At 45.8% G+C, this 14,627-nt stretch carries 11 protein-coding genes; 1 reads left to right on the top strand and 10 read right to left on the bottom strand.

From position 1 onward, the window contains the following. Positions 1-130: 130 nt before the first annotated feature. From mazG to rlmD, 3 genes are all read right to left on the bottom strand, one after another. A complete protein-coding gene (gene mazG, locus AB4558_RS00350) occupies positions 131-928 on the bottom strand; it encodes a nucleoside triphosphate pyrophosphohydrolase (protein ID WP_372157654.1) in 798 nt (265 codons plus the stop codon). 208 nt (positions 929-1,136) lie between these two features. After that, complete coding sequence (gene relA / locus AB4558_RS00345) at positions 1,137-3,359, bottom strand: GTP diphosphokinase (RefSeq protein WP_372157652.1); 2,223 nt, start codon at positions 3,357-3,359, stop codon at positions 1,137-1,139. Positions 3,360-3,493: 134 nt separating this feature from the next. Beyond that, the gene (gene rlmD / locus AB4558_RS00340) at positions 3,494-4,813 is read right to left on the bottom strand and encodes a 23S rRNA (uracil(1939)-C(5))-methyltransferase RlmD (protein WP_017068695.1); all 1,320 of its coding nucleotides are present in this window, start codon (positions 4,811-4,813) and stop codon (positions 3,494-3,496) included. Positions 4,814-4,978: 165 nt separating this feature from the next. Between rlmD and barA the strand changes: the two genes are divergently transcribed. Beyond that, positions 4,979-7,792, top strand: coding sequence for a two-component sensor histidine kinase BarA (gene barA, locus AB4558_RS00335; RefSeq protein WP_372074332.1), 2,814 nt, complete (start codon positions 4,979-4,981; stop codon positions 7,790-7,792). 125 nt (positions 7,793-7,917) lie between these two features. Here the strand turns inward: barA and acpS are convergent, their stop codons facing one another. The 7 genes from acpS to lepA form a co-directional block, all read right to left on the bottom strand. Next, entirely contained in the window at positions 7,918-8,298 is a 381-nt protein-coding gene (acpS, locus tag AB4558_RS00330; RefSeq protein ID WP_017059039.1) for a holo-ACP synthase, read from the bottom strand. Between the two features lie 69 nt (positions 8,299-8,367). Further along, positions 8,368-9,105: a pyridoxine 5'-phosphate synthase gene (gene pdxJ / locus AB4558_RS00325; protein ID WP_017059040.1), complete on the bottom strand. Its 738-nt coding sequence runs from the start codon at positions 9,103-9,105 to the stop codon at positions 8,368-8,370. Then, on the bottom strand, positions 9,102-9,830 hold the full coding sequence (gene recO / locus AB4558_RS00320; RefSeq protein WP_019826299.1) for a DNA repair protein RecO: 729 nt from the start codon (positions 9,828-9,830) through the stop codon (positions 9,102-9,104). The genes pdxJ and recO overlap by 4 nt, the downstream gene beginning before the upstream one ends. Positions 9,831-9,932: 102 nt before the next feature. Next, positions 9,933-10,904, bottom strand: coding sequence for a GTPase Era (gene era / locus AB4558_RS00315; RefSeq protein WP_017059042.1), 972 nt, complete (start codon positions 10,902-10,904; stop codon positions 9,933-9,935). Then, the gene (rnc, locus tag AB4558_RS00310) at positions 10,897-11,574 is read right to left on the bottom strand and encodes a ribonuclease III (RefSeq protein WP_017066012.1); all 678 of its coding nucleotides are present in this window, start codon (positions 11,572-11,574) and stop codon (positions 10,897-10,899) included. The genes era and rnc overlap by 8 nt, the downstream gene beginning before the upstream one ends. A 26-nt stretch (positions 11,575-11,600) precedes the next feature. Next, positions 11,601-12,497, bottom strand: a complete 897-nt coding sequence (lepB, locus tag AB4558_RS00305; RefSeq protein ID WP_017068697.1) for a signal peptidase I — start codon at positions 12,495-12,497, stop codon at positions 11,601-11,603. Positions 12,498-12,742: 245 nt separating this feature from the next. After that, on the bottom strand, positions 12,743-14,536 hold the full coding sequence (gene lepA, locus AB4558_RS00300) for a translation elongation factor 4 (protein WP_017059045.1): 1,794 nt from the start codon (positions 14,534-14,536) through the stop codon (positions 12,743-12,745). Between the last annotated feature and the right edge of the window lie 91 nt (positions 14,537-14,627).

Genomic DNA, 14,627 nt, shown 5'->3' with positions numbered 1-14,627 from the left:
AATGAGGGAAATGGACTACTTCTGGACGGGATGAAAATATACCAGAAGCCCCTTATCGCCACAACGTGAAATCTATCACACTGCTATTTTTTATTTTTTGCTTCAAATCAATTCATGATAAAAGCTTTGGTTATCTTTTCTCCGCCACTTTGACTTCATCCCACATGGAATCAAGCTGTTGTAGTGAAAAGTCAGTCAAATTTTTATCTTGCTGACGAACTTTTTGTTCCACCCCTTTAAAGCGACGCGAAAACTTGAGATTGGCTTTATTGAGTGCCGATTCTGGGTTTTTACCTAAATGTCGTACCAAATTGACCGTCGCAAACAGCAAGTCTCCCAACTCTTCTTCAACCAAATCTTCATTTGGCGTCACTTGAAGTGCCTCTTCCAGCACCTCATCGACTTCCTCTAAAACCTTATTAGCCACTGGGCCAATAGAGTCCCAATCAAAGCCATATTTCGCTACCTGTTTTTGAATCTGTGTAGCACGTGAAAGCGCAGGTAAAGAGTTTGGTATTGAGTCTAGAATACTTTCTTGAGTTTTGCCTGCCTGAGCTTTTTCTTTGGCTTTTTCAGCTTCCCAGTTGGCATTAATTTCTTCATCGCTCGCAAACTCGGTATCAGAAAACACATGCGGATGGCGGCGTGTTAGCTTTTCGTTAATGCCATCAACCACATCAGAGAACTCAAACAACCCCTGTTCTTTCGCTAACTGGCTATAGAAGATCACCTGAAACAACAAGTCACCCAACTCTTCTTGTAGGTTCGGCCAATCTTTGTTGTGAATCGCATCCACCACTTCGTACGTCTCTTCGATAGTATGCGGGACAATTGTTTCAAAATTTTGTTTTAAATCCCAAGGACAGCCACCTTCTGGATCGCGCAGCTTAGTCATAATTTGTTCTAGTTGTTCAATCGGGTGGCTCATGGTGCTTTCCTATTATTCTGTTTGATTGTTTTAATCTAATTCTTTTCTTAAAACTAAAAAAGGTGAGCAGCCAAAACCACTCACCTTTCTATTTTTCGTCATCTCCAAGAGTGAAGTATGAGCGAGTTGGGGATCTCAAACCGCTTGGCGAGATTCCCTATCACGTTCGTCCCTCACTGTAGGGAATGACATAAATGACACAAAAGGATCATCCAAGTCTCTTAACGCTCATTACATCTTTGATCTGCTCGACTCGACTTGTCACTCGGCTCAGAATCTCAATATTGGTCACTTCCAAATCGAAATCCATTACCGATAGCTGACGCTTGTAGTCGATGCGGCTCTTCATTGTCGTCACACTGATCTTCTCGTTCGAGAACAGTGAGGTGATGTCTTTCAACAAGCCATTACGTTCTAGCGCTTCAACACGCAGCGTTAGGATGTATGAGCCGACAAAGCCATTACCCCAAACGGTATCAATGATACGTTCTGGCGCATGCACGCTTAGCTCGCCTAGCTGTTCACAGTCAGCGCGGTGCACTGAGATACCACGACCTTGAGTGATGTAACCTTTAATCACATCACCTGGGATTGGCTGACAGCAACGCGCTAGGTGCGTCATTAGGTTATCAACGCCCTCAACCACTACCGCATCTTTCTTCGGACGACTCTGTTGTGCCGGCTTGTTTTCCGACTCAAGCAGTTTCTCTAGCGCTTTCTTGTCTTCTTCTTCCGCCGTTGGCTTATTCACTAGCGCATTGATGTGATTAACCACTTGGTTAATACGCAAGTCGCCACTACCAATACCTGCATAGAGTTCGTCTGGCGTATTCACGTTAAAGCGTTTTAGTGCGTATTGATCAGCATCTTTTAGGGTTGCGCCTACTTTCGCTAGCTCAACTTCCAGGATATCACGACCCGCTTCTAGGTTTTTCTCACGGCTTTGTGCGCGGAACCAAGCGTTGATTTTCGCTCGAGCTCGACCAGAATGAACAAAACCTGTGGTTGGATTTAACCAGTCACGAGATGGGTTCGGCTCTTTCTGCGTGATGATCTCAACTTGATCGCCCATCGATAGTTTATGAGTGAACGGTACGATACGCCCCGCTACTTTGGCACCGATACAGCGGTGTCCGACCATCGAGTGGATGTGGTAGGCGAAATCCAACGGGGTTGCGCCCATTGGTAAGTCGACCACGTCACCACGTGGAGTAAATGCGTATACACGGTCATCGAAGACTTGGCTACGTACCTCATCCAGCATCTCGCCAGAGTCCGACATCTCTTCTTGCCAGTCGATAAGTTTACGCAACCAAGTGATTTTCTCATCGTAGCCACTACGGCCGCTTGAAGCTCCTTCTTTGTACTTCCAGTGCGCCGCCACACCAAGCTCAGAGTCTTCGTGCATTTGCTTAGTACGGATCTGAATCTCAATGGTCTTGCCTTCAGGGCCAAGTACTACGGTATGAATCGACTGGTAACCATTTGGCTTAGGGTTCGCCACATAATCATCAAATTCGCTCGGGAGGTGCTTGTATTTAGTGTGTACCACCCCAAGGCCGGCGTAACAGTCTTGCAGCTGGTCAGCGATAATACGTACTGCTCGTACGTCAAAAAGCTCATCGAAGGCTAAGCCTTTCTTCTGCATTTTGCGCCAGATACTGTAGATGTGTTTTGGTCGACCGCTGACTTCTGCATTGATGCTTGAACGGTTCATTTCCGCCGTTAAGTCGTCAACGAAGTCTTTTATGTATTGTTCACGTACGATGCGACGTTCAGACAGCTGTTTAGCTATCTGCTTGTAGGTGTCTGGCTGTTGGTAGCGGAATGCGTAATCTTCGATTTCCCACTTAAGCTGACCAATACCTAAACGGTTAGCGAGCGGAGCGTAGATGTTAGAACACTCTTTTGCTGCCGCGCGACGCACAGCATCAGGTGCTTTTTTCACCTCAATAAGGTTACAGATTCGTTCAGCGAGTTTGATGACTACGCAGCGGAAGTCGTCGACCATAGCCAGTAGCATGCGGCGAACGTTATCAACTTGACCCGAGGCAGCACTGCCTTCAAGAGTCACGTTTAACTGGCCTAAGGCCGCCATTTCTTCAACGCCATCGATCAACTTTACGGTTTCTTTACCGTAGCTTTCTTCAAACGCTTCGCGCTCAAAAACGCCGCTTGAGACGACGGGGAAAAGTTGCGCTGCAATTAAAGTGGCACGGTCCATGGACAAGGTGACCAAGATTTCGATCATCTCACGGCCACGCCAAAGCAAGAGCGATGCTTGCTCGTGATCTTTTAATAGCTCTTCACAGTGACGATAAACTTTAATCAGTTTATTCGAGGTTTTTGCGTCTTGATTCAATGACGCAATCCAACTTTCTAGCTCAAACTGTTCGCTTGGGTTTAAATGTGCGCTTCGTACCGCAACCATCATGCCTTCCTAGTTATTATGTTTTATACCCAATTCAATATGACTAACTGGTTCCAAGTTAGTTCGACCATATTGATATCAGCGCAGGCTTCCCTGCGCCTTTGTGATTCATTTGAAGCCTTGTTTAAGGGCCTCTAAGCCTTGATAAAGAGAGCCATCGATTCTAGATGACTGGTGTGTGGGAACATGTCCAACATACCCAGTTTGGCTAATTGATAGCCTTGTTTTTCTAAGCTCTCAGAATCTCTAGCTAGAGTAGCAGGATTACACGAAACATAAACCACACGCTTCGCTCCTAACGCTGAAATTTGATCAACGATCCCACTCGCTCCCGCACGTGCCGGGTCAAGCAATACTTTATCGAATTTCTCTTTTGCCCAAGGCTGTGAAGATAAGTCTTCTTCAAGGTTAGCTTGGTAAAATTCTGTATTGCTTAACTGGTTTAACGCTGCATTAGATGCGGCTTGCTGAACCATTTCATCAACGCCTTCTACACCAACCACAAACGCCGATTGTTGCGCGATAGGCAGACTAAAGTTACCGAGACCACAAAACAGGTCTAGCACTCGCTCATCCGCTTGAGGCTCTAGCCACTCAATCGCTTGAGCCACCATCTGCTGATTCACTTTCTGGTTTACTTGGATAAAGTGGTTTGGCTCAAACGGTAACGTCACGCCAGTTTCGCTGTAAGAAGGTGTATCGCCGACTAAGCGAACCAACTTATCGGTTTCAGGCATCGAATACAGCGTAGCGCCTTCTTCTTTTGCTAACGCAATCAGCGCTTGCTCATCTTTTTCAACCAGAGGCTTAAGGTGACGTAGCACCATAACAGGGCCAGTATCGCCCAAAACCAATTCAACGTGTCCTAAAGACGTAAGGCTGTTGAAAGTGTTCAGTAAATTTTTCAGTTTTGGCAGCAACACATTAAGGCGAGGATCAAGCACGGCACAGTCGGTGATGTTTTCAATCTGCTTACTCTGCTTCTTACGGAAACCGAATTGAAGCTGTTGTGTCTTCTTATCAACAAATAGGCTGATACGTGCGCGACGTCGATAACCGGTTTCATCACCGACAATAGGTTGTGCAACTTCAGTGTTCGCCGTTTGGTATTGGCTCATCAGGTGCGTCAGAGATTGCGATTTATGCTCAACCTGAGAAGAGTAACCTAGGTGTTGAAGGTGACAGCCACCACACTGATTAAAGTGCTTACAAAACGGCTTTAAACGCTGCTCGCTCGGCTTCAATAACTTGATGAGTTTAGCTCGCGAAAACTTACTTTTGCTCTCAGTAAGTTGAATAACCACCTGCTCACCGGGCAATGCGCCATCAATGAAAACCGGTTTATTCTTTTGATAAGCGATGCCAGCGCCATTGTGATCCATTCGTTCAACCAAAACCGATTGATGCTTGGTCTCGAGTTGAGTTTTCTTTTTTGGTTGGAAAAAACGTGCCATTGCTTGTGCCTAATGTATCTTTTAATAAGTAATTGGTATCCAGGACTCACTATTATGTCTTGGAATCATTGTCGAACGTCACGGCTTTGATTAAGCTTACCGTTCACTTAACCGCCATTGTGTGCGTTATTTTCCCATATCCAGACCTCGATGTAATTAAAGAACATGACCAGATATGGCTTAAGAGCCCGTGTAATTACCTTAACTCTAGCTCCAACCCTGATTATTGGGTTGCTATTGAGTGCATTTTTCTCATTTAACCGCTATCAAGACCTTGAAGGTCAAGTGGTTAACACTGGTACTAGCATCATTGAGCCACTTGCGATTACGAGTGAATCAGGCATGAAGCTCGAAAGTCGAGAGTCTGTTCGTCAGCTTATTAGCTATGCGCATCGAAAGAATTCTAAGCTAGTGCGCAGTATCGCGGTGTTTGATGAGCGTCATGAGTTGTTTGTAACCTCAAACTTCCACCCCGATTTTGAAAGCCTGACCTACCCCAAAGATAAACCGATCCCGCATTTAAGCTCATCGAACCTTCTCGATAATACGCTGATTCTGCGGACACCTATCATCGCCGAAGGCCAGTACATCAATTCAGCCAACGGTCAGTCTCAAGCTAATCAAGCGATCGGCTACATTGCGATTGAATTAGATCTTTCATCACTTCGATTGCAGCAATATCAAGAAGTGTTCTCTGCATTCTTAGTGTTGATTCTCGGGCTTGGTTTATCGGGCGTGTTTGCGTTCCGCTTAATGCACGATGTCACTCAACCGATCACACACATGAAAAACATGGTCGACCGAATTCGTCGAGGTCACCTAGATGTGCGTATCGAAGGTAAGATGCATGGTGAGCTAGACTCGCTGAAAAACGGTATCAATGCGATGGCGGTATCGCTATCAGAGTATCACGTCGAGATGCAGCACAGTATCGACCAGGCCACATCAGATTTGCGTGAAACTCTTGAACAGCTAGAGATTCAAAACGTTGAGTTAGACATCGCGAAGAAACGCGCTCAAGAAGCGGCTCGTGTTAAGTCTGAGTTCTTAGCGAATATGTCTCACGAATTGAGAACGCCGCTGAACGGTGTGATTGGCTTTACTCGTCAAATGCTCAAGACTCACCTATCGAACAGTCAAACCGATTACCTACAAACCATTGAACGCTCGGCAAACAACCTGCTTAGCATCATCAACGATATCTTGGACTTCTCGAAACTTGAAGCCGGTAAATTAGCCCTAGAGAACATCCCATTTGAATTCCAAGCCAGCCTTGAAGAGGTAGTAAACCTTCAAGCAACCAACGCTCATGAGAAAGGCCTAGAACTGACACTGAAGATCGACCCTAAAGTACCGCCAGGTGTGGTGGGCGATCCACTGCGTATTCAGCAGATCCTAACCAACCTTGTTGGTAACTCAATCAAGTTTACCGAACGCGGCAACATTGATATCAGCGTTGAGCTTCGCTCACAAAGTGAAGACAACATCGAGCTGCAATTCATGGTTCGCGATACGGGTATTGGTATTTCTGAGCGTCAACAAGCTCAGCTTTTCCAAGCTTTCAGCCAAGCCGATGCAAGTATCTCTCGTCGTTACGGCGGTACAGGCTTAGGTCTGGTTATCACCCAAAAACTGGTCAGCCAAATGGGCGGAGAGATCAGCCTAACCAGTCGTCTTCACCAAGGCTCTACCTTCTGGTTCACCTTGAGACTATCAACGACTGATATGCCGATGACAGAGCTGATTGAGACGCAGTGTCTGCAAGACAAACAACTGCTGCTTATCGAGCCAAACATGCAAGCGGCATCGATTACTCAGCAAATCCTAACCCAAGAAGGCTTAGTGGTAACGTATCGTTCGGTGATGCCAGATGAGACGACCTCGTATGACTACGTTCTGCTTAACCTAGCCGCCAACCAAGAGTATCAATTTGATACTGTGAGTGGTTGGGCGATCGGTGCGAAGAAGATTGCTCAAAACGTGATTATTGGTACACCAAGTACCGAGCTAGCGTTGGGTGAGCAACTAATGAAAGAGGTCGATGTTCAGTGCATCACCAAGCCTCTTTCTCGTAAGAAGTTGCTGCAAACTCTGGTATCGAATCAGGCACCTACCTTGATTGCACCAGCGATTGAAACGCATTCTGAAGAGAAGTTACCGCTTACTGTGATGGCAGTAGACGACAACCCAGCCAACCTTAAGTTGATTACCGCGCTGCTTAAAGAGCGTGTAGAAACCGTCATCAGTTGTACCAGTGGTCAGCAGGCGATAGACAAAGCGACAGAGACGCCATTTGATATCATCTTCATGGATATTCAAATGCCACAGATGGACGGTGTAACCGCTTGTCAGAACATCAAAAAACTGGCGAACAATGCGAACACTCCAGTGATTGCCGTGACCGCACATGCAATGATTGGCGAGCGTGATCGACTGCTTGAAGCGGGCATGGATGACTACCTAACCAAACCTATTGAAGAGCATGTTTTACAGCAGGTTTTGATTCATTGGAGCTCGACCTCTGAGGTTGAGCACATCGAAAAAATAGATCCAGACCACCCAGCGGTCTCTGCTGAAGTCGACAACGGTCCGGTGTCAGAAACTGAAGCCAGCGTGCACACAAACATCATCATTGATTGGCAAGCTGCGATGAAACAAGCCGCCAATAAAGAAGACCTCGCACGCGATATGCTGCAAATGCTCGTCGACTTTATTCCAGAGGTGTATGAGGCAGCAGACAAAGCGATAGAAGACAGTGACTATCCAGTTGAAGAGCTGATACACATCATTCACAAGATGCATGGCAGCAGCTCGTACAGCGGCGTACCAAGGCTAAAATCGGTATGTGCGACAATAGAGAAAGAGCTGCGTTCAGGTACTTCTGTTGAAGACATTGAACCTGAGCTTTTCGAGCTTCAGGATGAATTAGATAAGGTTCAAGCAACCGCGATTCACTACTTGAAACAGGCGAAGGCCTAGCGGGTACTTGTTACTCACTAGTATTCTTTAGAGGGTTTACCCGCCAATAAAAAAGCAGAGCTCATGAGCTCTGCTTTTTTCTGTCTAGAGCCAAGAGCACTAGATATAAAGTCGCGATAATCTGTTTACGATTCGAGTAACACCGTTGCCACAGCGTAGTGACGCTCATCCGAGATAGTCAGATGAATCGATGTTGTGCCATTCGCCTCTGCGATTTCACGCGCTTTCTTGTGTAAGCTCAATACTGGCTTACCATGCTCATCGTTTGAAATCTCAAAGTCGTGGAAGGTAACACCCAGCGCAATCCCCGTACCTAACGCCTTAGATGCAGCTTCTTTAGCAGCAAAACGTTTTGCAAGGTAACGGCCTTTTTGCTTCAACTGTTGGAATACTTCAAACTCAGAATCCGTCAAAATACGCTGAGCAAAAGCGTCGCCACTTCGCGACAGCGCCTTCTCGACACGTTCGATTTCTGCGATATCTGTACCTAATCCAACAACTGCCATGTTTCCTCTACTACTTAACTTCTGTCTAATGATTAACTGTACATCGCTTAGTGCCGACGACTTGCCGAACTAAGCGTTGTTACGTGCTGTTTCCATGATTGCTTTCATGTCTGCAACGGCTTTGTTTAAGCCATCAAACACTGCACGTCCCATGATCGAGTGACCGATGTTCAGCTCGTAGATCTCTGGAAGTGCCGCAATAGGTGCTACGTTGTGGTAAGTCAGACCATGACCCGCATTGACTGTGATACCTAAGTCATCTGCATAGCTTGCGCCTGCTGCGATCTTCTTAAGCTCGTCTTGTTGATCTTCTTCTGTCTTAGCATCAGCATAGTGACCAGTGTGCAGTTCAATGAACGGTGCGCCACACGCTTTTGCAGCATCGATTTGCTCACGGTCAGCATCGATAAACAGAGATACCTTGATACCTGCTGCAGACAGTTTTTGTGTCGCCGCTTTGATCTTCTCTAGTTGACCAACTACGTCCAAGCCACCTTCAGTGGTTAGCTCTTCACGTTTTTCAGGAACCAGACAAACAAACTCAGGATTAGTATCGAGTGCAATTTGAACCATCTCGTCCGTTACGGCCATCTCCAAGTTCATGCGAGTTTGAAGTGTTTCAGCCAGAATACGCACATCGCGATCAACGATGTGACGACGGTCTTCACGCAGGTGAATAGTAATGCCATCTGCACCAGCACGTTCAGCGATTTCAGCTGCGTGTACTGGATCTGGGTATTTAGTACCACGTGCATTACGTAGTGTTGCAATATGGTCGATATTAACGCCTAAAAGGATTGAGCTCATTTTCCAATACTCCGTGCTCTGGAGAGGGCTATTGTTGGCATAAATAGCTCTCTACTTTTTAATGGTTTGCCGCCAAGATACGGCTTTAAGGCTATGCGTGTAAAGCGTTTTGCCGCTTTTAACTGCTCTTTAGTGATAAACCTACGTTCGCTGATTGCAATAAGTTCATCGCCCATAAAAGTCAGGTTATCTCGACGTACTGAAGCGATGAAACCTTTCTGCTCTCGATAGCGATAAGTCATGCTCGGATCAATCGCTTCGCCAGTGCCCGCGCAGTGTAAAAAGTCGACGCCGTAACCCATAGCAGATAATAGAGCCAGCTCAAAGCGACGCAGTGCTGGCTCAGGATTATCATTATGCGCCAGCTCTGTTAAAGCATGAAGATAGTCGTGAAAAAGTGCAGGCATCGGTACTTCCGCCATCAATACCCGACCGATAAGCTCGTTCACGTACATGCCTGAATACAGATTAATACCGGCGAGAGGGAGCCCCAAGCTGATGGGTTCAGCTTGGCGTAAGGTTTTCATCGAACCATTACCAGACCACTTAAGCAATAGCGGCGTAAAAGGTTGTAATGCACCTTTCAAATTGGAACGCTTGCTGCGAGCGCCTTTAGACATCAACGTCACCCGACCGAACTCTTCGCTGAAGACGTCCAAGATCAGGCTCGACTCACTGTATGGTCGACGGTGCAACACAAAGCATCGCTGTAACCCTTCGCTCAATCACTTACCCTTATTACAGATACAAAAAGAGAGAGTTCGCACTCTCTCTTGGATTTATCTTCAGTTCAACTTTCTTAATCTCAGAAAGTGACGTTCAATATATTATAGATCGTCGATGTAGCCTAACGAGCGAAGTGCACGCTCATCATCAGCCCAGCCAGATTTAACCTTGACCCAAGTCTCTAGGTAAACCTTACGGCCGAATAGCTCTTCCATATCGATACGCGCTTCACGACCAATCGTTTTGATCTTCTCGCCCGCTTTACCAATCACCATTTTCTTCTGGCCTGTACGCTCAACAAGAATCAGTGCATTGATGTGGAAGCCATCGTTATCTGGGTTGTAATCGAAACGTTCGATTTCAACCGTTACCGAGTAAGGTAGCTCGTCACCCGTAAAGCGCATCAGCTTTTCACGGATAATTTCAGAGGCCATAAAACGTTGCGAGCGATCAGTCACGTATTCTTCAGGGAAGTGGTGTGTCGCTTTAGGTAAATGTTCACGTACGTGCTTACGCAGTACATCAATATTTTTACCTTGCTTCGCTGAGATTGGCACTACATCAATGAAGTCCATCTTCTTAGAGACTTCCATCATGTGCTGCATCACGTTAGTACGGTCTTGAACGTTATCTACTTTGTTGATGCAAAGTACAACTGGGAAGTCAGTCTTCTTCAGTTTGTTCAGAACCATCTCATCGTCGTCAGTCCAGTGAGTACCATCGACAAGGAAGAATACTAGGTTTACATCACTCAATGAGCTGTTCGCCGCACGGTTCATCAAGCGGTTGATGGCACGCTTTTCTTCAATATGAAGTCCAGGAGTATCAACAAAGATCGCTTGGTAATCACCCTCAGTTTCAACGCCCATAATACGGTGACGTGTCGTCTGTGGTTTACGTGATGTAATAGAAATCTTCTGACCCAGAATATGGTTCAGAAGCGTCGACTTACCTACATTTGGGCGACCGACAATAGCGATGAAGCCACAGTGTTGGTTTTCCGGTAGGCCTGTTTTTTTGCTATCAGATGAAAAGAATGCATCGATATCGAAATCTTGGTTGTTATCAGACATTGCTTAGTTGCTCTAATGCTGTTTCAGCAGCCGCTTGTTCTGCCTTGCGGCGGCTAGTGCCTTTACCGATAACAGGTTTATCCACACCTGCCACTTCACACTCAACCGTAAACTCTTGGTTGTGTGCTTCACCTTTAATATTAGTCACTGTGTAGACAGGTAGAGGATTTCTTCGACCTTGCAAAAACTCTTGTAGGCGAGTTTTCGGATCTTTTTGAGATACTCCAGGCTGAATAGCATCTAGGCGAGATTGGTACCAGCTTAAAATAATGCCGCGAACCGTCTCGGTATCACTATCTAAATAGACAGCGCCGATGACCGCTTCAACCGCATCCGCTAGAATAGAATCACGACGGAAACCGCCACTCTTCAACTCACCTGGACCTAATTTTAAGTAATCTCCTAGTTCGAATTCACGACCTAGTTCTGCCAATGTATGACCACGTACTAATGTTGCGCGCATGCGGCTCATATCACCTTCGTTTACCTTAGGAAAACGGTGGTAAAGATCATCAGCGATAACAAAACTTAAAATTGAATCGCCCAGAAACTCAAGACGTTCGTTATGTTTACCTGCGGCGCTGCGGTGAGTCAGCGCCAAGTGGATAAGATCGGCATCATTAAACTGATAGCCAATCTTTCTCTCTAGTTTATCAATTGGAGAATTCATGCTCTCTCGATGTGTTATGTGATCGATTAATGAATCCCACCGATGCGATTAAAACGCACACCAGTAGGAATCCATGTTGGAAGTACACTGTCTGAACCGCGTTCGAATTCGAAGCTGATCCAAATAGCAACGGCCTTACCAACAAGGTTTGCTTCAGGGACAAAGCCCCAGTAACGGCTATCGGCACTGTTGTCACGGTTATCACCCATCACAAAGTACTGGCCTTCTGGAACGACCCATTCGTTAACACCATTGCGAGGCTGATATGCTTGCACACGATCGCGGCGCAATGGGTTAACTAAAATCTGGTGTTCTACGTCTCCAAGCTGTTCGTTCAGCTGAATCAGAGGCACACCATCTTGAATAAATTGGCTCTCTTCAACATTACTTAGTTTCACTGGTTCACAGCTACTTGTACCCTTCGCCTGAATGCAGATCTCTTTACGACTGCTGTAGCGAATGGTGTCACCTGGCATACCAACAACACGCTTGATGTAGTCGATGTTAGGCTGAGGTGGGTACTTAAATACGATTGAATCACCACGCTCTGGCTTGCCCGTTTCTACCAGTTGAGTGCGCCATACTGGGTCTTTTAGACCGTACGCGTACTTCTCTACCAAGATGAAGTCACCAACCAAAAGCGTTGGCATCATCGAGCCAGAAGGGATTTGAAACGGTTCATAAATAAATGAACGCAGAACCAAAACAAATGCAATTACCGGGAAAATGGACACACTGTTCTCAACCCACCAAGGTTGAGCCGTAACTTTTGCGCTAGTTTCAGCGTCTAGGCCATTCGATTGTGCTTCAACGTCAGCAAGCTTTTGCTGGCGCTTCTTCGCCCACACAAACTTTTCCAACGCCCATACAATGCCGGTTACTAGAGTTACGATCACTAAGATAAGCGAAAATGTGTTAGCCATTGATATCCCTTAAATTTCATTTCTTTAAAAATAACGAAAGTGAAAGAGCATAACTCTTTCACTCTGCTTAATATTTCTAATTTGTATCAATCATGCTGACTAAATGCTGGGAAGATTACGCAGGAAAAATCGTTTAGTTCGAGGCGCAAAGTGCAGTGACTAGTGGGCCTAATTGCAATCTTTGCAACAAAGAAATAAACGATTTTAACCAGTAATATTCAGCAGATAGTTAGTGCGATTGATACCTAGTCTTTTCCAACATGAAGGATTGCAAGGAAAGCTTCTTGAGGCAGTTCAACGTTACCGATCTGCTTCATACGCTTCTTACCTTCTTTTTGTTTCTTAAGAAGTTTCTTCTTACGACTGATATCACCACCGTAACATTTTGCGATTACGTTCTTACGCAGTTGTTTCACTGTAGAACGAGCAATGATGTGGTTACCAATCGCTGCTTGAATCGCGATATCGAACATCTGACGAGGGATGAATTCTTTCATCTTCTCTACCAGTAGACGACCACGAGACTGAGCAATATCTTTGTGCGTAATGATAGCTAGTGCATCAACTGTTTCGCCATTCAGCAGTACGTCTACACGTACCATGTTTGATGGCTCGTAACGTTGGAAGTTGTAATCCAATGATGCATAGCCGCGAGACGTTGACTTCAGACGGTCGAAGAAGTCTAGAACTACTTCTGCCATAGGAAGATCGTACGTCACAGCAACTTGGTTACCGTGGTAGACCATGTCTACTTGTACGCCACGCTTCTCAACACACAGTGTGATTACGTTACCTAGGTAATCCGAAGGTACCAGAATATTACAGCGTGCAATTGGCTCACGAATTTCTTCGAGGTCATTAACCGCTGGCAGTTTAGCCGGGCTATCAACGTAAAGAACCGTTTTATCTGTTTTTACAACTTCATACACTACTGTTGGAGCAGTTGTGATTAGGTCTAGGTCGTATTCACGCTCTAGACGCTCTTGGATGATCTCCATGTGAAGCATTCCTAAGAAGCCACAACGGAAACCAAAACCAAGTGCTGCTGAACTTTCTGGTTCAAAGAACAGTGATGCATCGTTCAGGCTTAATTTGCCTAACGCGTCACGGAAGTTTTCGTAGTCATCAGATGATACAGGGAATAGACCAGCGTATACCTGAGGCTTCACTTTTTGGAAACCAGGTAGACGTTCAGTGCTGCCGCCTTTTGCAAGCGTCAACGTATCACCAACCGGTGCACCTAGGATGTCTTTAATACCACAAACAACCCAACCTACTTCGCCAGTATTTAGCTCTGTAGTATCGATTTGCTTAGGCGTGAAGATACCTAGACGGTCAACACCCCATACTTGGTCTGTCGACATTACTTTGATCTTATCGTTCTTCTTCAGCTTACCGTTTTTGATACGAACCAAAGAAACTACGCCAAGGTAGTTATCGAACCAAGAGTCAATGATCAACGCTTGTAGAGGCGCTTCAGGATCACCTTCCGGTGGCGGGATTGCCGTCACGATGTTTTCTAGAACATCATCAACACCCAAACCTGTTTTCGCAGAACAGCGAGTCGCTTCCATCGCATCGATGCCAACGATCTCTTCGATTTCTTCAGCAACACGTTCTGGTTCAGCAGCTGGTAGGTCAATCTTGTTCAAGATTGGCACTACTTCCAGTTCCATTTCGATTGCTGTGTAACAGTTTGCTAGAGTTTGTGCTTCAACACCTTGGCCAGCATCCACTACAAGTAGTGCGCCTTCACAAGCCGCTAGAGAACGAGATACTTCGTAAGAGAAGTCTACGTGTCCAGGAGTGTCGATAAAGTTAAGTTGGTAAGTTTCACCATCTTTAGCTTTGTAATCTAAAGTCACACTCTGCGCTTTAATTGTAATACCACGCTCGCGTTCTATATCCATAGAATCGAGGACTTGAGCTGCCATCTCACGTTCACTTAATCCTCCACAAACTTGGATTAAGCGGTCAGAAAGGGTCGACTTACCGTGGTCGATGTGGGCGATAATCGAAAAATTACGAATGTGCTTCATAGGCTTGGTGTGACTAAACTCTTTGAATAGGGATAATAAGAAAGCCGCGACGCGTCCAATCTACAGTCAGCATTGGTGGCGGCATTTCAAT

This window comes from Vibrio sp. 10N.222.51.C5, assembly GCF_041474575.1.
Taxonomy (GTDB): Bacteria; Pseudomonadota; Gammaproteobacteria; order Enterobacterales; family Vibrionaceae; genus Vibrio; species Vibrio crassostreae_C.
The sequence above is the reverse complement of the archived record's forward strand: the minus strand, read 5'-3'. Positions and strand labels throughout refer to the sequence as shown.